Annotated in this window: 20 protein-coding genes; 10 read left to right on the top strand and 10 right to left on the bottom strand. The window is 66.9% G+C overall.

Translation table 11 applies throughout. The features are described 5' to 3' along the window. Window positions 1-20: 20 nt before the first annotated feature. The 3 genes from ACYZGB_RS12695 to ACYZGB_RS12685 all read left to right on the top strand — a co-directional run bounded on the left by ACYZGB_RS12695 (window position 21) and on the right by ACYZGB_RS12685 (window position 3,180). Window positions 21-1,214 (top strand): acetyl-CoA C-acyltransferase, encoded by a 1,194-nt coding sequence (locus tag ACYZGB_RS12695; RefSeq protein WP_462388701.1) that lies wholly within the window; start codon window positions 21-23, stop codon window positions 1,212-1,214. 130 nt (window positions 1,215-1,344) lie between these two features. Continuing rightward, entirely contained in the window at window positions 1,345-2,013 is a 669-nt protein-coding gene (locus ACYZGB_RS12690; protein ID WP_462388700.1) for an SDR family oxidoreductase, read from the top strand. A 36-nt stretch (window positions 2,014-2,049) separates the two neighbouring features. Further along, complete coding sequence (locus ACYZGB_RS12685; protein ID WP_462388698.1) at window positions 2,050-3,180, top strand: acyl-CoA dehydrogenase family protein; 1,131 nt, start codon at window positions 2,050-2,052, stop codon at window positions 3,178-3,180. A 3-nt stretch (window positions 3,181-3,183) separates the two neighbouring features. On the opposite strand, the gene ACYZGB_RS12680 is transcribed toward ACYZGB_RS12685, so the two are convergent. From ACYZGB_RS12680 to ACYZGB_RS12660, 5 genes are all read right to left on the bottom strand, one after another. Continuing rightward, window positions 3,184-4,374, bottom strand: coding sequence for a YfgM family protein (locus ACYZGB_RS12680; RefSeq protein WP_462388697.1), 1,191 nt, complete (start codon window positions 4,372-4,374; stop codon window positions 3,184-3,186). 91 nt (window positions 4,375-4,465) lie between these two features. Beyond that, a complete protein-coding gene (locus ACYZGB_RS12675) occupies window positions 4,466-5,968 on the bottom strand; it encodes a hybrid sensor histidine kinase/response regulator (RefSeq protein ID WP_462388695.1) in 1,503 nt (500 codons plus the stop codon). 100 nt (window positions 5,969-6,068) lie between these two features. Continuing rightward, a complete protein-coding gene (locus tag ACYZGB_RS12670) occupies window positions 6,069-6,299 on the bottom strand; it encodes a hypothetical protein (RefSeq protein ID WP_462388693.1) in 231 nt (76 codons plus the stop codon). Between the two features lie 16 nt (window positions 6,300-6,315). Further along, the gene (locus ACYZGB_RS12665) at window positions 6,316-8,049 is read right to left on the bottom strand and encodes a sensor histidine kinase (protein WP_462388691.1); all 1,734 of its coding nucleotides are present in this window, start codon (window positions 8,047-8,049) and stop codon (window positions 6,316-6,318) included. Window positions 8,050-8,144: 95 nt separating this feature from the next. Then, window positions 8,145-8,807, bottom strand: coding sequence for a LuxR C-terminal-related transcriptional regulator (locus ACYZGB_RS12660; RefSeq protein ID WP_462388689.1), 663 nt, complete (start codon window positions 8,805-8,807; stop codon window positions 8,145-8,147). Between the two features lie 166 nt (window positions 8,808-8,973). Between ACYZGB_RS12660 and ACYZGB_RS12655 the strand changes: the two genes are divergently transcribed. Next, complete coding sequence (locus tag ACYZGB_RS12655) at window positions 8,974-10,047, top strand: hypothetical protein (protein WP_462388688.1); 1,074 nt, start codon at window positions 8,974-8,976, stop codon at window positions 10,045-10,047. A gap of 96 nt (window positions 10,048-10,143) precedes the next feature. Here ACYZGB_RS12655 and ACYZGB_RS12650 read toward each other — a convergent pair whose 3' ends face one another. Both ACYZGB_RS12650 and ACYZGB_RS12645 read right to left on the bottom strand, forming a co-directional pair. After that, a complete protein-coding gene (locus ACYZGB_RS12650) occupies window positions 10,144-11,178 on the bottom strand; it encodes a peptidoglycan-binding protein (RefSeq protein ID WP_462388708.1) in 1,035 nt (344 codons plus the stop codon). 232 nt (window positions 11,179-11,410) lie between these two features. Continuing rightward, window positions 11,411-11,887, bottom strand: coding sequence for a DUF421 domain-containing protein (locus ACYZGB_RS12645; protein ID WP_462388686.1), 477 nt, complete (start codon window positions 11,885-11,887; stop codon window positions 11,411-11,413). Window positions 11,888-12,016: 129 nt separating this feature from the next. Here ACYZGB_RS12645 and ACYZGB_RS12640 point away from each other — a divergent pair, with 129 nt between their 5' ends. From ACYZGB_RS12640 to ACYZGB_RS12625, 4 genes are read left to right on the top strand one after another with little or no spacing between them, the layout of a single operon-like run. Next, complete coding sequence (locus tag ACYZGB_RS12640) at window positions 12,017-12,715, top strand: DUF4197 domain-containing protein (RefSeq protein WP_462388684.1); 699 nt, start codon at window positions 12,017-12,019, stop codon at window positions 12,713-12,715. A gap of 25 nt (window positions 12,716-12,740) precedes the next feature. Beyond that, window positions 12,741-13,175, top strand: coding sequence for a YchJ family protein (locus ACYZGB_RS12635; protein ID WP_462388683.1), 435 nt, complete (start codon window positions 12,741-12,743; stop codon window positions 13,173-13,175). A gap of 51 nt (window positions 13,176-13,226) precedes the next feature. Beyond that, window positions 13,227-13,901, top strand: coding sequence for an HAD family hydrolase (locus tag ACYZGB_RS12630; RefSeq protein WP_462388681.1), 675 nt, complete (start codon window positions 13,227-13,229; stop codon window positions 13,899-13,901). A 37-nt stretch (window positions 13,902-13,938) separates the two neighbouring features. Continuing rightward, window positions 13,939-15,363, top strand: coding sequence for a patatin-like phospholipase family protein (locus ACYZGB_RS12625; protein WP_462388680.1), 1,425 nt, complete (start codon window positions 13,939-13,941; stop codon window positions 15,361-15,363). 20 nt (window positions 15,364-15,383) lie between these two features. Here ACYZGB_RS12625 and ACYZGB_RS12620 read toward each other — a convergent pair whose 3' ends face one another. The 3 genes from ACYZGB_RS12620 to ACYZGB_RS12610 form a co-directional block, all read right to left on the bottom strand. Then, window positions 15,384-16,058: a glutathione S-transferase family protein gene (locus ACYZGB_RS12620; RefSeq protein WP_462388679.1), complete on the bottom strand. Its 675-nt coding sequence runs from the start codon at window positions 16,056-16,058 to the stop codon at window positions 15,384-15,386. Between the two features lie 13 nt (window positions 16,059-16,071). Continuing rightward, the gene (locus ACYZGB_RS12615) at window positions 16,072-16,731 is read right to left on the bottom strand and encodes a hypothetical protein (RefSeq protein ID WP_462388677.1); all 660 of its coding nucleotides are present in this window, start codon (window positions 16,729-16,731) and stop codon (window positions 16,072-16,074) included. A 119-nt stretch (window positions 16,732-16,850) separates the two neighbouring features. After that, entirely contained in the window at window positions 16,851-17,939 is a 1,089-nt protein-coding gene (locus ACYZGB_RS12610; protein ID WP_462388676.1) for an AraC family transcriptional regulator, read from the bottom strand. Window positions 17,940-18,059: 120 nt separating this feature from the next. Here ACYZGB_RS12610 and ACYZGB_RS12605 point away from each other — a divergent pair, with 120 nt between their 5' ends. Both ACYZGB_RS12605 and ACYZGB_RS12600 read left to right on the top strand, forming a co-directional pair. Then, on the top strand, window positions 18,060-19,796 hold the full coding sequence (locus ACYZGB_RS12605; protein ID WP_462388674.1) for an AMP-binding protein: 1,737 nt from the start codon (window positions 18,060-18,062) through the stop codon (window positions 19,794-19,796). A 14-nt stretch (window positions 19,797-19,810) separates the two neighbouring features. Then, entirely contained in the window at window positions 19,811-21,418 is a 1,608-nt protein-coding gene (locus tag ACYZGB_RS12600) for a carboxyl transferase domain-containing protein (RefSeq protein WP_462388672.1), read from the top strand. Window positions 21,419-21,425 lie beyond the last annotated feature (7 nt).

The following is a 21,425-nucleotide window of genomic DNA, read 5'->3' as shown; positions in this document are numbered from 1 at the left end:
TTCCCCAGGAGACCTTCACCATGTCCACGACCATCCAAGACCCCATTGTCATCGTCGGCGCCGCACGCACCCCCATGGGCTCGCTGCAGGGCGACTTCTCCAGCCTGGCTGCGCACGACCTGGGCGGCGCTGCCATCAAGGCCGCTATCGAGCGTGCCGGGGTGTCGCCCGACGCCGTGAGCGAAGTGCTGTTCGGCAACTGCCTGATGGCCGGCCAGGGCCAGGCGCCAGCGCGCCAGGCAGCGTTCAAGGGCGGCCTGCCCAAGGGCGCGGGCGCCGTCACGCTCAGCAAGATGTGCGGCTCGGGCATGAAGGCCGCGATGATGGCGCACGACATGCTGCTGGCCGGCTCACACGAGGTGATGGTGGCGGGCGGCATGGAAAGCATGACCAACGCCCCCTACCTGCTGCAAAAGGGCCGCGGCGGCTACCGCCTGGGCCATGACCGCATCTTCGACCACATGATGCTCGACGGCCTGGAAGACGCGTACGAAGCGGGCCGCAGCATGGGCACCTTCGGTGAAGACTGCGCCGCCAAATACAGCTTCACGCGCGAGCAGCAGGACGCGTTTGCCACCGCCAGCGTGCAGCGCGCCAAGGCCGCCACCGAGTCGGGCGCCTTCGCGGCCGAGATCGTGCCCGTGACGGTGAAGGACCGCAGCGGCGAGCGCATGGTGTCGGTGGACGAAGGCCCTGGCAAGGTCAAGCTCGAAAAGATCGCCACCTTGAAGCCCGCATTCAAGAAGGACGGCACCATCACCGCCGCCTCCAGCTCCAGCATCAACGACGGCGCTGCGGCGCTGGTGATGATGCGCGATTCCACGGCGAAGAAGCTGGGTTGCAAGCCCGTCGCCCGCATCGTGAGCCACGCCACCCATGCGCAGGAGCCCGAGTGGTTTGCCACCGCGCCCCTGGGCGCTACGCAGAAAGCGTTGGCCAAGGCCGGATGGGCCGTCGGCGATGTGCAGCTGTGGGAGATCAACGAGGCCTTTGCCGTGGTGCCCATGGCGCTCATGAAGGAGCTCGACTTGCCGCACGACAAGGTCAACGTGAACGGCGGCGCCTGCGCGCTGGGCCACCCCATCGGCGCCAGCGGTGCGCGCATCATGGTCACGCTGATCCATGCGCTCAAGGCCCGTGGCCTGCCCAAGGGCCTGGCCACGCTGTGCATCGGCGGCGGCGAAGCCACGGCCGTGGCTCTGGAACTGGTGTAACCGGTGTGATGGCCCCTCCCGGCGCTGCCGGGTGGTGCGGAGAACGAGCCAGTGTGACACTGGTTTGCTCATGTTTTTATAGCTTCTTTCGCATGGTGGACGCGCGGAAGAGGCCAATTTTTTTCAAAAAATGAACTCCATACTCGTCATCGGTGCATCGCGGGGCATTGGCCTGGAGCTGGTGCGCCAGTACACCGAGGCGGGCCGCCGTGTGATCGCCACCGTGCGCGACGATGCGGGCCGCGAGCGCGTGTTGGCCCTGGGCGCCGAGGCGCTGACGGTGGACGTGGCCAACCCCGCCAGCATCAGCGGCCTGGCCTGGCAGCTCGATGGCGAGAAGATCGACATCGCCTGGTATGTGGCCGGGGTGATCCGTCGCCCGAACGCCCTCACGCCGCCGACGCAGCAGGACTTTGACACCGTCATGCACACCAATGTGCTGGGCGCGATGCAGGCCATCCCGCAGGTGGCGCCGCTGGTGGCGGATGCGGGCGGGGCGTTTGCATTCGTCTCATCGTCCATGTCGCAGATCGGCAGCGTGCCGAACAGCGGCTCCTGGCTGTACCGCACCAGCAAGGCCGCGCTGAACATGGCCGTGGCCGCTGCGCAGCACGACTACCCCGGCGCCACGCTGGTCACCATCGACCCCGGCTGGGTGCAGACCGACATGGGTGGCGACGGCGCCCCGCTCACGGTGGAGGACAGCGTGCGCGGCCTGCGCAGCACGGTAGCGGGCCTGACCCCGGCCGACAAGGGCCGCCTGCTGCACCACGACGGCCGCCGCGCCGCGCACTGGTAATTCTTTTCAACGAACAACGACTTCCGGAGACACCCCATGCTGCTGACCCAAGACCAGGAAATGATCCGCGACGCGGTGCGCGACTTTGCCCAGACCGAGCTGTGGCCCAACGCCGCGCGCTGGGACAAGGAACACCACTTCCCCAAGGAGGCCCACCAAGGCCTCGCCGCCCTGGGCGCCTATGGCATCTGCGTGCCTGAAGAATTCGGCGGAGCCGACCTCGACTACCTCACGCTGGCGCTGGTGCTGGAAGAAATCGCAGCCGGTGACGGCGGCACCAGCACCGCCATCAGCGTGACCAACTGCCCCGTCAACGCCATCCTCATGCGCTACGGCAACGCGCAGCAAAAGCGTGACTGGCTCACGCCGCTGGCCCGTGGCGAGATGCTGGGCGCGTTCTGCCTGACCGAGCCGCATGTGGGCTCGGACGCCTCGGCCCTGCGCACCACGGCGGTGAAGCAGGGCGACGAATACGTGATCAACGGTGTCAAGCAGTTCATCACCAGCGGCAAGAATGGCCATGTGGCCATCGTGATCGCCGTCACCGACAAGGGCGCAGGCAAGAAGGGCATGAGCGCCTTCCTCGTGCCCACCAGCAACCCCGGCTACGTGGTCGCGCGGCTCGAAGACAAGCTGGGCCAGCACAGCAGCGACACGGCGCAGATCAACTTCGACAACTGCCGCGTCCCCGCCGAGAACCTGATCGGTGCCGAGGGCGAGGGCTACAAGATTGCGCTGGGTGCGCTCGAAGGTGGCCGCATCGGCATCGCCGCGCAAAGCGTGGGCATGGCGCGCAGCGCGTTTGACGCGGCGCTGGCGTATTCGAAAGAGCGCGAGAGCTTCGGCACCGCCATCTTCAACCACCAGGCCGTGGGTTTCCGCCTGGCCGACTGCGCCACGCAGATCGAGGCCGCGCGCCAGCTCATCTGGCACGCGGCCGCGCTGCGCGATGCCGGGAAGCCCTGCCTGAAGGAAGCCGCCATGGCCAAGCTGTTTGCCAGCGAGATGGCCGAACGCGTGTGCAGCGCCGCCATCCAGACGCTGGGCGGCTACGGCGTGGTGAACGACTTCCCGGTGGAGCGCATCTACCGCGACGTGCGCGTGTGCCAGATTTATGAGGGCACGAGCGACGTGCAGAAAATCATCATCCAGCGCGCGCTGGCCTGAGCCTCAACCCCGCATGCGCAGTTCGCGCTCCAGCATGGCCAGCCGCTCTGGCTCGGCATGGTGGCGCGACACAGGGTAGACGCCCGCAAAGGCCTCGCGCGCGGCTTCGGGGCGGCCGCTCCAGGCCAGGGCCAGCGCGTAGTCGCAGGTGCACACCGCCAGCGACGGCCAGGCGCCCGGGGCCTTGGGCACCAGCGTGAGGAACTGCGCGCAGGCCTGGCCCAGGTGGCGGGCCGCCTCGCTCGCGAGTGCCGGGTCGCGCAGTGCGATCAGGCCCCGCACCCAGTCGATGAAGGCCTGGCCGTGGGGCGGCAGCAGCTCGGTCTTGGTGGCGTCCAGCAGGCGTTGTGCTTCGTCGGCGTGGCCGGCGCGCGCTTCGCCCAGTGCCAGGTCCAGCTGCAGGATGGGTTCGGCGGGGCGCAGCGCAATCAGCTCGCGCAGGCGGGCCGTGAAACCCGCATGGTCGCCCGCAGCCAGGGGCAGGGTGTACACGCGTGCCAAAAAGTCACCGTCGTCCGGCGGGCGCATCGGGTGCACACGCAGCCGCAGGATGGCGGCGTCCACCCCCTCGGTGCGCGCCTCGAACCAGGCCATGCGCACGGCCGCATCCCAGGCGGGCTCGCGCATGAAGCTGTGGCGCTCGGCGGCGTCGGCCAGGCGCTCGGCCAGCACCTGAAGGCGCGGCAGGTCGCCCGTGGCATGGGCCAGCAGGGCCTGCTGGTACATGCGCTGGAACCGGTGCATGTAGGCAAACCAGGCAAAGGGCACGAGCATGGCCACCACCACAATCCCCTGCACCCACACACTCCATTCGCGCCACACGGCCAGCGCCAGCAGCGCGGCGCAGACCAGCAGCCAGGTGCGGTTGTTGCGCAGCAGCTGGCGCAGCAGGGTCCACACGCCCGGGTTCTCCTGGGCTTCGATCTGGTCGCGCGCCAGCTGGCGCAGCGCCTTCACATCCAGGGGCCCCAGCACCTCGTCCGTCATCTCGGTCATCGCGCGGGCATACAGCCCCGAGGAGTGCAGCCGCACCTGGCTCAGCGGGGGCTGCAGGGCATTGACCGCCTGCAGGGCTTCTTCGGCGGTGGTGGCGTGGACAAAGCCCTCGGTGGGCTGACCGCTGGCATCCTGGGCCTGGTACAGCCAGCGGGGCTTGCCGCTGGCAGAGGGGCTGGAAGGGTCTTGCTGCTTCAATCTGTGGCTCCGTGGGCGACTATTGGGTCGTGCAGCCGTGCACTATGCCGGGTTTATGGCCCGGCATCTTTGCCACCCGGATGGCCGGGCTTCAGTGCTGGACCATCGGTGTCTCTGAATCCAGCCAGCGTGTCAGCAAGGCGTGCAGCTCGTTCACGTCGACGGGCTTTCTCAGCACCACATAGCCTTCGGCTTCGGCCTCCTGCAGAGCGGGGGCGTCGAATTCGCCGCTCACCATGGCGCCGCGCGCACCGGGGTGGCGGGCCAGCAGCGTGCGCAGCACATCAAAGCCGCTTTCACCCGTGCGCAGGCGCTGGTCGCACAGCACCACGTCGGGGGCGCAGCCGCTGGCCGCCGCCGCCAGCGCCTCTTGCGCATTGGCGGCCAGGCGCACCTTCAGGCCCCAGCTGTGCAGCAGGTTGCACCAGGCCTGCTGCACCTGCGGGTCGTCGTCCAGCACCAGGCAGGTGCCGAGCAGGGTGGGCAAAGGCGGCGGGGCCGCACCGGGGGCGCTCTGCGCGCCCATGCCCGCCGGGGTGCTCTTGTGTTCAGGGGGCAACACGGCGGCGGTGGCGGCCAGTTGCAGCCAGAAGCAAGACCCCCGCCCCAACCGCGAGCGCAGGCCGTGTTCGGCCGCCATCAGCTCGGCGCATCGCGCCACCACGGCCAGCCCCAGCCCGTGGCCTGCATCCACCTGCGTGCTGCCACGCTGCAGGCGTTCGTAGGGCTGGTAGATGCGGGCGTGGTCCTGCTCGGCCACGCCCACGCCGGTGTCCCACACGGCAATGCGCCACCGCCCGCCCCGGCGGCGCGCGGCCAGCAGCACACCACCGTGGCGGGTGTAGCGCAGCGCGTTGTGCACCAGGTTGATCACACACTGGCGCAGCAGCACGGGGTCGGCCAGCACGGTGGCGTCCTCTGGCGGCAGGTGCTCGCGCAGTGCCAGGCCCAGGTCGCGGGCTTCGGCGCGGAACAGCAGGGCCACGTCGTGCAGCAGCGGTCGCAGGGCCACGGGTTGGCGGCGCGCCTGCAGGGTGCCGCTTTCGATGCGAGAGAGGTCCAGCAGCGCGTTGAACATCAGGCTCACCGATCGCAGGCTGCGGCGCATGTCGTCCAGCGCGGGCAGCAAGGCGGCGTCGTGGTTGCGCCGCGCCAGCGCTTCGATCTGGAACCCCATGGCGTGGATGGGCTGGCGCAGGTCGTGGCTGGCGGTGCTGAGGAAGAGGTTTTTGGCGCGCAGTGCCTGCTCGGCCTCAGCGTGGGCCTGCTGCGCCTCCTGGGCCAGACGCAGACTTTCCTCCTCCAGCCGCACCTGCTGCAGAAAGAAGTTGTGCGCCACCACCGCATGCCGGTACAGCGCTGCCATCAACAGCAGCGACATGGGGATGATGAAGCGCCAGGGTGACGCGGGCGGTCCGCCCGGCATGGCCGGGTTGCCGAACAGGTTGGGCCATTGCGACAGCGACAGCGGCACCAGCACCGAGATCACGCCCCAGCCAAACCCGTAAAAGCGCAGAAACGTGCCCAGCGAGGGCAGCTGGAAGGTGGCGGTGCCCACAATCACCACCGCCAGGCTCACGTGCAGCAACAGCACAAAGTCGAAGCTGGCGCGCCCGGGGGGGCAGCACCAAGATGGCGCCTAGCGAGGCCAGGCCCAGGCTGGTGTTGCGCATCCGGGGCCGCCAGCGCCGCAGCTACGCGGCATCATCAACGGCGACCGTGCCGCTGAGGCTGGCCCGCAGCTGGCGCGACTGGTCCAACACGGCCACCGCCGCCAGTGAGTACAGCACCGTCCAGGCCAGCATGCCCAGGGGGTTCCGGCTCAGCCCCTGGAACCACATCGTGAACAAAACCCTGAGCAGCAGCATCGCAAAGATGTCCTGGGCCAGGTGCCAGTGTCCAGCGCGCGGGGGAACCAGCGCCACCACAGTGCCAGCACCCTCATGGCAGGGGCTCCTCCATGGCGGTAGCCGCATCGACCGGCGTCTCAAGCCAGCGGCTGAGCAGCGTGTGCAGGTCGGCCACGTCCACGGGTTTTTTCAGCACCAGGTAGCCCTCTTCTTCGGCGCGGCGCAAGGCCGGGGCGTCGAACTCGCCACTCACCATGGCGCCCCGTGCTTGCGGGCAACGCGCCAGCAGGGCCAGCAGCACGTCAAACCCGCTTTCTCCAGAGCGCAGCCGCTGGTCGCACAGGACGACATTGATGGTCTGGCCGGTGTCTACATGCGCAAACGCCTGCTTTGCGTCGGATGCCAGGCAGACATGCAGCCCCCAGCTGCCCAACAAGGCCGACCAGCCGCCTAAAACATAGGGGTCATCGTCCAGAATCAGGCAGCGGCCTCGCAACGGCCCGGCGGGCTGGCTGGGGGGGCTGGCCGGGTAGGGGGCCGGGGCGGCTGCGGGCAACTGCAGCCAGAAGCAGGAGCCTGCCCCCAGGCGCGACTGCATCCCGTGTTGTGCGCCCATCAGGTCCGCGCAGCGTGTCACCACGGCCAGCCCCAGCCCGTGGCCCTCGCGGTTGATGTGCCAGGCGTACTGGGGGCGGTAGAAGGGCTGATAGATGCGGGTACGGTCTTCCAGCGCCACGCCCAGTCCCGTGTCCCACACCTCGATGCGCCAGTCCCCCTGCCGCCGCCGGGCCCCGATGAGCACGCCGCCCTGAGGCGTGTAGCGCAGGGCGTTGTGCACCAGATTGGACAGCGACTGGCGTAACAGTGCAGCGTCGGCTTGCAAGGCTGAACCTGGGGGCGGCATGTGCAGCCGCAGGCGCAGCCCGCGCGACCTGGCCTCCGCCAGGAACTGGATCTCCAGCTCGTTGAACAAGGGGCGCAGCAACAGCGGCGCGAGCTTCACGGCCACTTGGCCGGATTCGATTTTGGACAGGTCGAGCAGCGAGTTGAACATCAGCTGCACAGACTTCAGGCTCAGGCGAAGGTCAGACAAAGGCGCGACCAGCGCAGTGTCCTGGTTGCGAACGGCAATTGCCTCGGTGAGCAGGCCCATGGCGTGCACGGGCTGGCGCAGGTCGTGCGCGGCGGTGCTCAGAAAGCGATTTTTCTCAGCCAGCGCCGCCTCGGCGGCATCGCGAGCTTCGCGGTACCGGTCTGACAAGCGTTGGCCTTGTTCTTCAAGCCATACTTGATGCACGAAGAACTGATGTGCGATGCGCGCATGGCGGTAGATGATGACGGTGTAAATCAATGCTATGGGGATGCTGTAGGTCCAGTGCTTGGGCAGAAGCCAGGGATGTAGCAACAAAGAGGTGCACCAGCCGCTGGCGAAAAAACGGTAGAAAACGCTCAGCATGGGCGTTTGCATGGCAGCATTGGCGGCGATGATCCCGCCGCTTTGAGCAACCATCAGCAGGGCGATTTCATAGTTGGCATTGCCAGCTGCCAGGGCCATTGGTGCGGTGACTCCGGCGCCGTGAGTCAGCGCAATGAGTTCAAGCCGCCGCCGCCAGAGCACCAAAAAAATGTGTGCGTCGGTTTCTTTCCGCTGCAATTGATACGTCTGGCGCATCCTGTACGTGATTGCGGCAAATGCACAGTAGCAGGCCAGCCATGCCCACAGCCATTGGGCGTCGTGGAACATCTGGTAGACCACGACAAACAGCAGCCCAAAGAACGGTCCTGCCAGGATGCTGGCATGCAGCCGTTTAAAGGTGATTTCCATCAAACGAACCTGCCCCTCCACGCTGACAGCGCGCATTGGGGTTTGGGGGGGCAAGCTGTCCAGGTCGCTCGATGAAACCATTGAACGGGGGCGGCCTATGCTGATTCGGAGGTCTGCAACACCAGTCGTCGCCCGCGAAGGCGCGTAATTGCCTCCACCCGCGTGCGGGCGCCAAGGCGCAGCAGGATGGCACTCATGTGCTCTTTGACCGTGCTCTCCGACAGGTTGTACTGCAGTGCAATGCGCTTGTTGGGCAGCCCCTGAAGCACCAGCTCCAGAATTTCGCCCTGGCGCATCGACAGGCCCAGTTCCGTTGGCGTCACGGGCAGGTCGCGGCTGCGCGGGGGCTGGCTGCTTTGGCTGGGTGGTTCAAACCAGGCCAGGCCACACAGCAGCGCCTCTACCGCCTGGGCAAAGGTCTCGGGCGGGGCCTGCTTGTGGATGAACCCATGGGCGCCCGCCTGGCGCACGCGCTCCATCACGTTCGGGTCGTCGTCGCCGCTGATCACCGCCAGGGCGCTGCCGGGGCAGTGCTGGCGCAGCTGGGCAATCAGGTCCAGCGCCGCCCCTTCGGCCAGCCAGAAGTCGATGAGGGCAATGGTGGGTGCGCCGAGCTCGGCCACCAGCGGCATCACGTCCTCGGTGCGGCCCGCCACGGCCACTTCCATCCGGGGCAGGCGCGAGCGCAGGAATTCGGCCACGCCGCGTGCTACCAGCGGGTGGTCGTCCAGGACGAGTGCATAAGGGGGCGGTGACATGGCCAAGTCGGCAAGAGTTTGGGGGTGCAGGGTTGTACCAAGTGCAAATTTTGTCAAGTGTGGCCCAGGCAGGGTGGCGCGCAAACCCTACCCTGGTAGGGTTCCACGCCGCGTGCTGCTCTGCACAGAATCCGCCCTCCATTCACCACCCTGGAGGTTTCCGCACATGGTTTCAACCCACGCACAGCGCATCTGGCACCCCGCACGGCCCGTTTTCCGCTGGCCCCCCCTTGGCCTGGCCGCAGCACTGCTGGCGGCATGTGGCGGTGGCGACGACAACAACAACGGCAGCACGCCTCCTCCGGCCGTGGGCGTGTTCACGGTGGGCGGTGCCGTGGCCGGCCTCGGGGCGGGTAAGACCGTGACTCTGCAGAACCTGGGCACCGACGACCTCACGGTCAGCACCGACGGCAACTTTGTGTTCAACACCCGCATGGACCGGGGCGTGGCCTACGCCGTCACCATCAAGGCACAGCCCGCAGGCCAGCGCTGCACCGTGGCCCAGGGCACAGGCACCGCCACGGCAGACGTGAGCAATGTGCAGGTGCGCTGCGAGAACCTGGCCGCCGCCACCTTCACCGTGGGCGGTGCTGTCACGGGCCTCACCGGCAGTGGCCTGGTGCTGCAGAACAATGGACGCGACGACCTGGGCGTGGCGGCCAACGGCGGCTTCAGCTTTGCCACGGCGCAGGCTGGTGGCACTGCCTACGCCGTCACGGTGAAGACCCAGCCTGGCGGGCAGAGCTGCACCGTGGCCAACGGCACGGGCACCGTGGGGTCGGCGCATGTGACCACGGTGGACGTGCGCTGCACAACTGCTGCTGCAGCTCTGCCTGAGGGCGACTGGAAGCATGAGCAGTGCTCGCCCTCGGGCCCCGGCCGGTGGACCCGCTTGTTGTGGCGCATCTCGCGCCAGAGCGACACCCGTGCCACGGTCACGCTGGGCGGCGTGACCTATGCCGACGCGAGTTGCTCGGGGGCCGGCACGGTGACGGCCACCCAGCCTGGGGCGGGCGGCAGCTTCACCTTTGACCGCTCCGAGGCGACCGCCTCCGCCACTGCCTTCTGGGGTAACTGGGCCCAGTTGTCGGGGCTGACCTCGCGCACCGTGTGGGCGCGCAAAGGGCCTTACCTGTGCCTGTTGGGGGACTCGACACCCACGGTGTTTCCTACAGCGGCCAGCGTGGAGAGCTATTTGGATGTGGTGATCCCCAACAAGGGGTGCTACACGCAGAATTGATCGTTTCAGCGCCGTCGTTGTGCATAAAAGAGGCCGCCATCGCACAGTGCGATGGCGGCCTCTTTGACGGGCGTTTTTTGTGTCCGTCTTGTGGGGTTACTTCGACAGCTCCAGCGCCGTGGCGCCATCGAGCCTGCCGGACTGCGCGAGGCCTCGATCCTTCTGGAATGCGCGCAGCGCCGCCGTCGTTTTGCCGCCCATGGCCCCATCGGGCGCGCCCGTGTTGTAGCCCAGCTCGTTGAGCCGGGCCTGGGCGTCCTTCAGCGCCAGGCCCGGGGCGCCACCCGCACCACCTGCGGCCGCACGCGGTGCCGAAGTCTGTGATGGAGGCGCCGCGCCATCCACCCCCAGGCGGCCGCCGCCACCCAGGCCCTGGCCGCGCACCGTCTGTGCCTTGTAGTTGCGCAGCGAACGCACCATCTGGTTGAACGCATCCATGAAGGCGGCGGCAATCACCTTGCCCTCGGCAGTGTTGGAGTAGCCGCCCAGGCGTGCGCCGCCCGATCCGCCCAGCAACTGGCCCATGGCGCCAAAGTCGGTCTTGGCTGCGCTGCCCTCCGAGGCCGCCACCTGCACGCCCGAGCGGTTGTCGATGAGGGTGAGCAGGGTGCTGGCCTCCTTGGTGTTCAGGCTGCCGCCGATGGCTGCGAGGAGCCCGCCCGCGCGCCCACCGACCAGGCCGCCCAGCGAGGCCGACGCACCGCCTGCGTTGTGGTTCTGGAAGATGATTTCAGGCGAGAGCCCATAGTCCGAGGCCACCATCTGCCCCTGACCAAAGTTGCTGCCCTGGCGCATTTCGCCCGACTGCATGAGGCTGCGCTCGCGGGTCATGGCGTTCATGCCAGCTGCGCCGCGCTCCACCACCACGAAGCAGTTGGACTGCTGCACCAGCAGCCGCAGCAGATTGGCGGTGGGGGGCAGGCGGTACTGGTCGCGCAGGATGGTGTACCACCCCGCCTGCTGGTTTTCGATGAGTGATACCGTGCCCAGGGAGGATTCGCAGCGCTCCAGTTCGCTGCTGGCGGCATCTGTGGCGGCGCCCGCCGCGCTGCCGGTGGTCACGGTCTTGGCATCGGCGCTGCCCATGCGCATGTTGGTGGTTTCGCACCCCGACAACAGCACTGCGGCCATCAAGGCAAGTCCCAGTGCCGACAGGCGTGGAAAACATGCTGCTGGCTGGGCGGGGGCGTAGGCGTGGTGGGAGGCGGATGCGGTTTCGCTGGCAAGGGTGGAAGTCATAGGCCGATCGGGTGGTGGCGTAAAACGCCAGAACAAAAGGCCTTGATCTTTTGCGCTGCCCGCTGCGGCAGCAACCCGACCGAAGAGGGGTTTCGCGTGAACGAAAGCTGTGGTGGGGCCGGTATCAGCCGCCACCCCGGCGCCGCTGCACCACCGTGATCTGCCCGTTGGTTTCAATCGTCGCCCGCTCCACCTCGTGCAGGTGCAGGCAGCCGCTGGCGCGCAGCGCGGCCCCCAGCTCGTCGGTGGAGAGCAGCTCCTTGCGCATGAGCTGGGTGTTCACCTGCCCCAGCTGCACCAGCACCTGCGGGCTGCCGTCGATCAGTCGCTCCATCCACGCAAAACGAAAGGTCAGCTGCGCCAGCACCACATGGCAGCCGATGAGTGTGGCGGCAGAGATGAGCCCGCCCACCAGCGAGTTGTCGCCCGCGTTCATCGAGTTCTGCACTGCGTTCGACAGGATCAGCAGCAGCACCAAATCGAACGGTGCGTATTGCCCTGTCTGCCGCTTGCCCGTGAGGCGCAGGAACACCAGCAGAAACACGTAGACCACCACGCCGCGTAGCACAAACTCCCACCACGGCACATTCATATCCCACATTGCAGGGCTCCTTTGAACAGGTTCGTTGTTAGAGGGGTGTTTTTGCTCGCCAGTCTATGGTGCTGAGCGAAAATCTACCGCAATCGCCTGCCGCGCAGGCATTGCTCTCCCTCAGAAAGAAACACCGCCATGCAACGCCGCCACCTTCTCCAAACCAGCGCCCTGGGGGCCCTGCTGGGTGCCACCTGGCAGCAGGCCTGGGCCCTGTCGCTGGGCGACCTCTCCAGCGCCGACGCATCCAGCGGGCTCAAGGCCGCCTTGTCGCAGGGCGCGCAGGCAGCGGTGTCGCTGCTGGGGCGCACCGACGGTTTTCTGGGCAACCCCAGGGTGCGCATTGGCCTGCCCGGCTACCTGGAGGATGCTGCCAAGGTCATGAAGTCCCTGGGCCAGGGCAAACGCATCGACGAGCTGGTGGTCTCCATCAACCGCGCGGCAGAAGCCGCCGTGCCCATGGGCCGGGATCTGCTGGTGGGGGCCGTGCAGAACATGACGGTGACCGATGCCAAGAACATCCTCACCGGCGGTGACACCTCGGTGACCACCTTTTTTGCCGACAAGACCCGTGCACCGCTGGGCCAGCGCTTTTTGCCCGTGGTGAACGAGGCCACGGAAAAGGTCGGCCTCACGCAGAAGTACAACGCCTTTGCAGGCAAGGCCGCCAGCTTTGGCCTGCTCAAGCCCGAAGAGGCCAACCTGGCGCAGTACGTGACGGGCAAAACGCTGGATGGCCTCTACACCGTGATCGGTGAGGAAGAGCGCCGCATTCGCCAGAACCCCGCCGGTGCGGGCAGCGCCATCGCTCGCAAGGTCTTCGGTGCGCTGAAGTGACGATGCACCTTTGCACTGCGATCCCATGCCGTTGATGAAGAGCACCGACCCTTGCCCCTGCGGGCGCCCCCAGGCCGCGCCTGGCAAAGGCGCGCAGGCCCGGGCGCTGCCTTACGCAGACTGCTGTGGCCACTACCTAGACCACTGGGATGAGGCCGCCGCCCCCGATGCCGAGAGCCTCATGCGCTCACGCTACACCGCCTTTGTGTGTGAGCGGGCCGACTACCTGCAGGCCACCTGGCACCCCAGCACGCGCCCGGCCGCACTGGATTTTGAGCCCGGCGCCCAATGGCTGGGGCTGGAGGTGCGCCGCCACCGCCCCACGGACGACGACCGCGCCGAGGTGGAGTTTGTCGCCCGCTACCGCTTGGGTGGCCGCGCCGTGCGCCTGCACGAAACCAGCCGCTTTGTGCGCGAAGGTGGGCGCTGGTTCTATGTGGATGGCGACATCCGTGGCTAAAAATCTGAAAAAAAATGGCCGCCTGCGCGCGACCATCATGCCTTTATAGCTATGAAATTTGAAGCGATCCTGTTTGACTGCGACGGCGTGCTGGTAGACAGCGAGCCCATCACCAACGGTGTGCTGCGCGACATGCTCCACGAAGCGGGCTGGGCCCTGACGCCCGCAGAGTGCATGCGCATCTTCGTTGGCAAGACCGTGCGCAGCGAGGCGGCCCGCATCGAGGCCCACACCGGCCGTCCGCTGACCGACGCCTGGATGGCCGACTTCTACGCGCGCCGCAATACCGAGCTGGAGCAGCGGCTCACCGCCATCGCGCATGTGCACGACGCCATCGACCGCGTGCACACCCACCACGGCGGGCGCATCGCCTGTGCCTCGGGGGCCGACCGCTACAAGGTCGAGATGCAGCTGGCCAAGGTGGGCCTGGCGACCTACTTTGCGGGCCGCGTGTTCAGCGGCCACGAAATGCCCGCCACCAAACCCGCCCCCGATGTCTACCTGGCCGCTGCCGCTGCGTTGCAGGTGGCGCCCACGCGCTGCGCTGTGGTCGAGGACACGGTCACCGGCGTCACGGCGGGCGTGGCCGCCAGGGCCACCGTGTACGCCTATGCCCCGCTGGGCCACGGCGGAGATGCCAGCGACAGCGACGAGGCGCTGCGCGCGGCCGGTGCCGTGCAGGTGTTCCGCAGCATGGCTGAATTGCCCGGCCTGCTGGGCTGCTGATTCCGCAACCACTCACCCAAGAGAAGAGGGCCTGGCGATGCGCGTAACAAACGAAACGCTGTGGGTGTGGCGCGCGGCGCGCACGGTGGCGGCGCTGGGGATCGCCCTGGCCCTGGCGGGCTGCTCCTCCGTCAAGCCCTGGATCAACGAACCCCTGCCGCCCGAGGACCAGAGCGTCCCGGTGCGCAAGTCCGAGCGTGATCCCTCCATCCTGGTGGCCGTGACCCTGTCGGGCGGTGGTGCGCGCGCTGCGGCCTTTGGCTTTGGCGTGCTGACCGAAATGCAGGAAACGCGGTTTGTGTGGAACGGCAGCCCCACCACCTTGCTCGACGCCACCGATGTGGTGAGCGGCGTCTCGGGCGGCAGCATCGTGGCGGCTTACTTTGCGGCGCATGGCATTGACGGCCTGCCGCGCTTCGAGCACGAGTTTCTGCGCCAGAACTTCCAGAACAGCCTCATCACCCAGGCGCTGCGGCCTGGCAACCTCATCGACCTCACCTCGCCCTGGCTGGGCCGCACCCACCTGCTCGCGCGGCGGCTCGATGAGCTGTATGGCGGCCTCACCTTTGGCGACGTGGAGCGCCGCCCGCGCCACCCGCAGCTGTTCATCACCGCCACCGACATGTCGCTGGGCACGGGCTTCGAGTTCACGTGGGAGCAGTTCTCGCTCATCTGCTCGGACCTGCGCAAGGTGCCGCTGTCGTTTGCCGTGGCATCGTCATCGGCCGTGCCGTTGCTGCTCAGCCCCATGACGCTCAAGAACTACGCCCACCAGTGCCCCGAGCGCCGCAGCACCTCGGCTGCCAGCGCCCGCGCCGCCACCGGCGACTACCGTGCCCGGCTGTACCGCGCGCACGAGCTGAGCTACACCGACGCACAGCGCAAGCCCTACATTCACCTGGTGGACGGCGGCCTGGCCGACAACCTGGGCGTGCAGCGCCTGCTCGACCGCGCCCTGGCCGGTGGCGGCCTGCGCCAGACCTTCAGCGAGGTGGGCATACCGCCCCGCACCATCCGCAAGCTGGTGCTGATCACCGTGAACGCCGAGCGCGACCCCTCGGTGGACATCAGCCAGAGCGACAAGGTGCCCAACATGGCGCAGGTGGTGGATGCCCTGCTGTTTGGCACCGGCGCCCGCGCCACGCGCGAAACGCAGGAGTTTTTGCGCGACATCACGCGGCAGTGGCAGCAGTCGCTCGCCACTGGCTCACCCGGCAGCGGCGACGTGTTCGCACCGGATGCCGAGATCCACGTGATCCCCGTCAACCTGCGCGACGCCCCCGACGACATCGCCCGCCGCCGCCTGCTGCAGGTGCCCACCGCGTTTTCCATCACATCGGAAGAAGTCACCGACCTCATCGAGGCCGGTGGCAGCGTGCTGCGCCACTCGCCGGAGTTCCGTGCGCTGGTGCAATCGCTGCTGCGCCCGGCGCCGCCTGCGGGGCTGCAGGCCAAGGAGTAAGGGCGCGCGCTCAGGGGCGCTCAGGGCCGCGTATCCGGCGCCGGGGTCGTGGGCACGCCCTGTTCCTCTGCCGCCCGCACCTGCGCCTCCATCGCGCGCTGGTAGCCCGGCCGCTGCTGCAGCCGCTGCCAATACGCTTGCGTAGCGGGCCCAAACTGCGGCGCCAGCCCCAGGTGCTGCGCCAGCAGCAATGCATACCCCACCGCCACATCCGCCGCCGTGAAGCGGCCTGCGCACAGATGGTCGCTGCCGCTGTGGGTCAGGGCCGTTTCCACCGCCCGCAGCCGGGCCAGGAACCAGCGGCTGTAGTCCTCCACCACCTGCGGCTGCTTGCGCTCTGCAGGCTCAAAGCGGCCATAGCGCAGCACCAGTGTCTGCGGAAAAGTCAGGGTGGCATCGCTCATGTGCAGCCAGTTCAGGTACGCCCCATACGCCGGGTGCGTGGGCGCCACATCCAGCCCCGCGTCGGGGTGTGTGGCCGCGAGGTACTGGCACATGGCCGCCGATTCGGTCATGCGCACATCGCCTTGCACCAGCAGGGGCACCGTGCCCAGCGGGTTCTCGTCCAGAAACCACCGCGCCTTGGCGCGCGGCGGGAAGGGCAGCATGTGGAGCTGGTAGGGGAGTTGCAATTCTTCGAGCATCCACAGGGGGCGGAAGGAGCGGGCGCTGATGCAGTGGTGGAGGTGGAGCATGGGTGGGGTTGCGTCAAAGTCCGCGCAATTTGTTGGCGATGTCGATGGCGTCGAAAGTAGCGGACATAAAAAACATCAACACAAGAATGTCTCCGACCTCAATGTCAGTACCGAAGATGTTCCGGCCGTTCTGTGCCGGCCCATAGCTAAGACCTTTCCAGCTTACTGGCACGGCATTTGGATTCTTGAAGTTGATGCGTGATCCATGGGCCATAGCGTTTCGCACAACGCGCGCAAACTGCCAGATTGGCGGCCACTTCGCTGCAGCCTCACCAAAGCACCTCTGGATCTCAACGAGATGATTTTCATAAAACTCCGTGAAGATCGGAAAAATCATCTTGAATACATAGGCGTGGACATTCGGCTCCGACAACGGTGAATCCGGTCTGGGTGTCCACGGCGTCAACGTCAACTTCACATAATTCGCCTCAAGCCCAAGTTTTGCATTCTCGATCGGGCCCACCAAAGGTAGCCGGACTTCGAATGGGCCGTAGGCCTTGCACTGGTAAAAAAACCAGTCACCCGGCCCCCACTCTTCAGGGGGTAAAAAACCTTTGGCGAAACACGCGTTCAGTACGAGATACGTTTGTAGCGTGGAGAAGAGGCGATCCGTGCCTTTTTCTACTAGAAGTTCGGTGTGACCCGGATGGTTTGGTACAGGCGATGATTTCATATTCGAGTGACGTTAACGGTGGAATCTGCTCCTGCCAAGACGGTCCGTGCTGGAGTCTCTGCCGCATTTCTGGTGGCTGAAGTTGGTCTCTGGGGCGCGGTATTTGATGGTTCGTTGTCTTATCTTGCTACTTTTCTAAACTCCGCCGGCGACTGCCCCGTCCACCCGCGAAACGCCCGGATAAAACTCTTCTCGTTCTCAAACCCCGCCGCCTCGGCCACCTGTTTGATGGGCCGTTGCGTGCGGTGCAGCAGCTCCACCGCGCGGGTGCGGCGCACGTCATCCTTCAACCCCTGCAGCGTGGCGCCTTCTTCCTTCAGCTGCCGGTGCAGCGTGCGAGGTGACACATGCAGCAGCGCGGCCAGCGATTCGGCGCTGTGCTGGGGCAGGGCGTGGGCCGGTTGCCCCGGCAGGGGCGCGGCCAGCAGCTGGCGCACGCGCTGCACCAGCAGGCGGTCGCGGCGGTAGTGCAGCACCGTCAGGGGCAGGGCGTGCTGCAGCATCTGGCGCAGGGCCTGTTCGTCGCGGCGCAGGGGCAGGTGCAGGTAGCGGGCGTCGAAGTGGATGGCGGTGCGCGGCGCGTGGAAGGTGACGGGGCCACGGAACAGCACGGCGTAGGCATCGGCATGTGGCGGCGCATCAAATGCGAATTCGGCGGCGATGAGGGGGATGCGCGAGTCCACCATCCAGCAGGCCAGGCCGTGGGCGTTGCGCAGCACCGACACCAGGCAGAACTCGCGCAGCACGCCCAGGTCGCGGGCCTCGGTGATGCGCAGGGTTGCAGTGTCCCCCTCGGTGGTCAGCTGCAGTGCAATGTCGTCCGTCAGCAGCCCATGGTGGCGGCACCAGCGGGCCAGGGCCACCTGCAGCGTGGGCGAGCTGATGCTGGCGCGCGCCAGCATGCCGTAGCTGCCCCAGGGCAGGCGGCGGCTGAACCAGCCCAGGGCCTCATCGTCCAGCTCCTGCATGGCGGCGTCGGAGATCTGCTCCATCTGCCAGGCGGTGATGCGGGCGTTGTCGTCCTGCAGCAACTGCGGCGCAATCTGTGCCTGTGCCAGGGCGCGTTCGGGGCTCAGGCCGCGCCGTTCGTAGGCCAGGGCAATGGCGCGCACAAAGGCTATGGGCGTGGCGGCGGGGGCTGTGGCGGGCGCGGGCAAGCGGTGGGCGGGTGGGGTGGACGGTTTCACGCCGCAGAGTGTGCCAGCCATGGCACGATTTGCAACCATTGTGTCCACCCGCCAGGGGTTCAGGCTTCTATGCTTACGGATCGCCCGCCCGCATCTTCTTGCGGCGCAGGGCCGAATGACAGAGCCGAGGAGACAACACCCGTGACGAGCAGCGCAGCCGCAACGAACTCCGCACCGCTGGTGGATAGCCACGCCCGTGGCGCCACCGACGTTCCCCTGATCGAGCAGACCATCGGCGCCTTTTTTGCCGACATGGTGGCCCGCCAGCCCGAGCGCGAGGCGCTGGTGAGCGTGCACCAGGGCCGCCGCTACACCTATGCCCAATTGCAGACCGAAGCCCACCGCCTGGCCAGTGCGCTGCTGGGCATGGGGCTCACGCCCGGCGACCGCGTGGGCATCTGGTCGCACAACAACGCCGAATGGGTGCTGATGCAGCTGGCCACCGCGCAGGTGGGCTTGGTGCTGGTCAACATCAACCCCGCCTACCGCACGGCCGAGGTGGAGTACGCGCTGAACAAGGTGGGCTGCAAGCTGCTGGTGAGCATGGCGCGCTTCAAGACCAGTGACTACCTGGGCATGCTGCGCGAGCTGGCGCCCGAGTGGCAGGGCCAGCAGCCGGGCCACCTGCAAGCGGCCAAGTTGCCGCAGCTGAAGACGGTGGTGTGGATTGATGACGAAGCAGGGCAGGGTGCCGACGAGCCCGGTCTGTTGCGCTTTACCGAGCTGATTGCGCGCGGCAACGCGGCCGACCCGCGCCTGGCGCAGGTGGCGGCGGGCCTCCAGGCCACCGACCCCATCAACATCCAGTTCACCAGCGGCACCACGGGCTTCCCCAAGGGCGCCACGCTCACGCACCGCAACATCCTGAACAACGGCTTCTTCATCGGCGAGTGCATGAAGCTCACGCCCGCAGACCGGCTGTGCATCCCTGTGCCGCTGTACCACTGCTTTGGCATGGTGCTGGGCAACCTGGCCTGCTTCACGCACGGCGCGACCATCGTCTACCCCAACGACGGGTTTGACCCGCTCACGGTGCTGCAGACGGTGCAGGACGAACGCTGCACCGGCCTGCACGGCGTGCCCACCATGTTCATCGCCGAGCTGGACCACCCGCGTTTTGCCGATTTCAACCTCAGCACCCTGCGCACCGGCATCATGGCCGGATCGCCGTGCCCCACCGAAGTGATGAAGCGCGTGGTGGAGCAGATGAACCTGCGCGAGATCACCATCGCCTACGGCATGACCGAGACCAGCCCCGTGAGCTGCCAGAGCAGCACCGACACGCCGCTGGACAAGCGCGTATCGACCGTGGGCCAGGTGCAGCCGCACCTGGAGGTCAAGATCGTGGACCCGGACACGGGCGCGGTGGTGCCCATCGGCCAGCGCGGCGAGTTCTGCACCAAGGGCTATTCGGTGATGCACGGCTACTGGGGCGACGAAGCCAAGACGCGCGAAGCCATCGATGAGGGCGGCTGGATGCACACCGGCGACCTGGCCACCATGGACGCCGAGGGCTATGTGAACATCGTGGGCCGCATCAAGGACATGGTGATCCGCGGCGGCGAGAACATCTACCCGCGCGAGATCGAAGAATTCTTGTACCGTCACCCCCAGGTGCAGGACGTGCAGGTGGTGGGCGTGCCCGACCAGAAGTACGGCGAGGAACTCTGCGCATGGATCATCGCCAAGCCGGGCACCCAGCCCGCCGAGGATGACATCCGCGCCTTCTGCAAGGGCCAGATCGCGCACTACAAGGTGCCGCGCTACATCCGCTTTGTCACCAGCTTTCCGATGACGGTGACGGGCAAGATCCAGAAGTTCAAGATCCGCGACGAGATGAAAGACCAGCTGGGCCTGGAAGAACAGAAAACCGCTTGAGAGAGCAAGAACGTATGACCATTCTCGACACCCAACTCAATGCCCGCTCGGCGGACTTCCAGACCAACGCCACCGCCATGCGCGCGCTGGTCCATGATCTGCGCGCCCAGCAGGACAAGATCGCCCAGGGCGGCGGCGAGGCAGCCCGCGCCAAACACACCGCACGCGGCAAGCTGCTGCCGCGCGAGCGCGTGGCCAACCTGCTCGACCCGGGCACGCCCTTTCTGGAGCTGGCCCCGCTGGCGGCGCTGAACATGTACAACAACGACGCGCCCGGCGCGGGCCTGATCGCAGGCATCGGCCGCGTGAGCGGGGTGGACTGCATGATCGTGTGCAACGACGCCACGGTGAAGGGCGGCACCTACTACCACATGACGGTGAAGAAGCACTTGCGTGCCCAAGAGGTGGCCGCGCAGAACCGCCTGCCCTGCATTTACCTGGTGGACTCCGGCGGCGCCAACCTGCCCAACCAGGACGACGTGTTTCCCGACCGCGACCACTTCGGCCGCATCTTCTTCAACCAGGCCAACATGAGCGCCCAGGGCATTGCGCAGATTGCGGTGGTGATGGGCAGCTGCACGGCAGGCGGCGCCTACGTGCCCGCCATGAGCGATGAGTCCATCATCGTCAAGAACCAGGGCACGATCTTTCTGGGCGGCCCGCCGCTGGTGAAGGCCGCCACGGGCGAGGTGGTGAGCGCCGAAGACCTGGGCGGTGGCGACGTGCACACGCGCCTGTCGGGTGTGGCCGACCACCTGGCGCAAAACGACCTGCATGCGCTGCAGCTGGCACGCACGGCGGTGCGCAATCTGAATAGAAACAAGGCCCCTGCGCCCGCTGATCAAGTCCCGGTAGCTCCTAAATTTGTAGCGGAAGAGCTGTATGGCGTGATCCCGGTGGACACGCGCAAGCCCTTTGATGTGCGCGAGATCATCGCGCGCGTGGTGGACGGCAGCGAGTTCGACGAGTTCAAGGCCCGCTTTGGCAGCACCCTGGTGTGCGGCTTTGCGCGCATCGAAGGCATGCCCGTGGGCATCATTGCCAACAACGGCATCCTGTTCAGCGAGAGTGCGCAAAAAGGCGCGCACTTCATCGAGCTGTGCTGCCAGCGCAAGATCCCGCTGGTGTTCCTGCAGAACATCACCGGCTTCATGGTCGGCCGCAAATACGAAAATGAAGGCATCGCCCGCCACGGCGCCAAGCTGGTCACGGCCGTGGCCACGGCGAGTGTTCCGAAGTTCACCATCATCATCGGCGGCAGCTTTGGCGCGGGCAACTACGGCATGTGCGGCCGCGCGTACAGCCCCCGCTTTCTCTGGATGTGGCCCAACGCGCGCATCAGCGTGATGGGCGGCGAGCAGGCCGCCAGCGTGCTCGCCACCGTCAAGCGCGACGGCATCGAGGCCAAGGGCGGCCAGTGGAGCATGGAGGAAGAAGAAGCCTTCAAGGCCCCCATCCGCCGCCAGTACGAAGACCAGGGCCACCCTTACTACGCCACGGCGCGTCTGTGGGATGACGGTGTGATCGACCCGGCCGACACGCGCCGCGTGCTGGCGCTGGGCCTGTCGGCCACGCGCAATGCGCCGATCGAAGACACTAAGTTCGGCATCTTTCGGATGTAGTCCCGAA

The sequence above is a fragment of the Acidovorax sp. Q11 genome, from assembly GCF_054950075.1.
This window is presented reverse-complemented; position numbering and strand designations above follow the sequence as displayed.

Excerpts from the sequence above, each read along its gene's own strand:
- ACYZGB_RS12600 (WP_462388672.1), top strand. The coding sequence starts at position 19,811 with ATGACCATTCTCGACACCCAACTCAATGCCCGCTCGGCGGACTTCCAG.
- ACYZGB_RS12690 (WP_462388700.1), top strand. The coding sequence starts at position 1,345 with ATGAACTCCATACTCGTCATCGGTGCATCGCGGGGCATTGGCCTGGAG.
- ACYZGB_RS12615 (WP_462388677.1), bottom strand. The coding sequence starts at position 16,731 with ATGAAATCATCGCCTGTACCAAACCATCCGGGTCACACCGAACTTCTA.
- ACYZGB_RS12650 (WP_462388708.1), bottom strand. The coding sequence starts at position 11,178 with ATGGCCGCAGTGCTGTTGTCGGGGTGCGAAACCACCAACATGCGCATG.
- ACYZGB_RS12685 (WP_462388698.1), top strand. The coding sequence starts at position 2,050 with ATGCTGCTGACCCAAGACCAGGAAATGATCCGCGACGCGGTGCGCGAC.
- ACYZGB_RS12610 (WP_462388676.1), bottom strand. The coding sequence starts at position 17,939 with ATGGCTGGCACACTCTGCGGCGTGAAACCGTCCACCCCACCCGCCCAC.
- ACYZGB_RS12620 (WP_462388679.1), bottom strand. The coding sequence starts at position 16,058 with ATGCTCCACCTCCACCACTGCATCAGCGCCCGCTCCTTCCGCCCCCTG.
- ACYZGB_RS12660 (WP_462388689.1), bottom strand. The coding sequence starts at position 8,807 with ATGTCACCGCCCCCTTATGCACTCGTCCTGGACGACCACCCGCTGGTA.
- ACYZGB_RS12665 (WP_462388691.1), bottom strand. The coding sequence starts at position 8,049 with ATGGAAATCACCTTTAAACGGCTGCATGCCAGCATCCTGGCAGGACCG.
- ACYZGB_RS12625 (WP_462388680.1), top strand. The coding sequence starts at position 13,939 with ATGCGCGTAACAAACGAAACGCTGTGGGTGTGGCGCGCGGCGCGCACG.
- ACYZGB_RS12630 (WP_462388681.1), top strand. The coding sequence starts at position 13,227 with ATGAAATTTGAAGCGATCCTGTTTGACTGCGACGGCGTGCTGGTAGAC.
- ACYZGB_RS12655 (WP_462388688.1), top strand. The coding sequence starts at position 8,974 with ATGGTTTCAACCCACGCACAGCGCATCTGGCACCCCGCACGGCCCGTT.
- ACYZGB_RS12645 (WP_462388686.1), bottom strand. The coding sequence starts at position 11,887 with ATGTGGGATATGAATGTGCCGTGGTGGGAGTTTGTGCTACGCGGCGTG.
- ACYZGB_RS12640 (WP_462388684.1), top strand. The coding sequence starts at position 12,017 with ATGCAACGCCGCCACCTTCTCCAAACCAGCGCCCTGGGGGCCCTGCTG.
- ACYZGB_RS12695 (WP_462388701.1), top strand. The coding sequence starts at position 21 with ATGTCCACGACCATCCAAGACCCCATTGTCATCGTCGGCGCCGCACGC.
- ACYZGB_RS12635 (WP_462388683.1), top strand. The coding sequence starts at position 12,741 with ATGCCGTTGATGAAGAGCACCGACCCTTGCCCCTGCGGGCGCCCCCAG.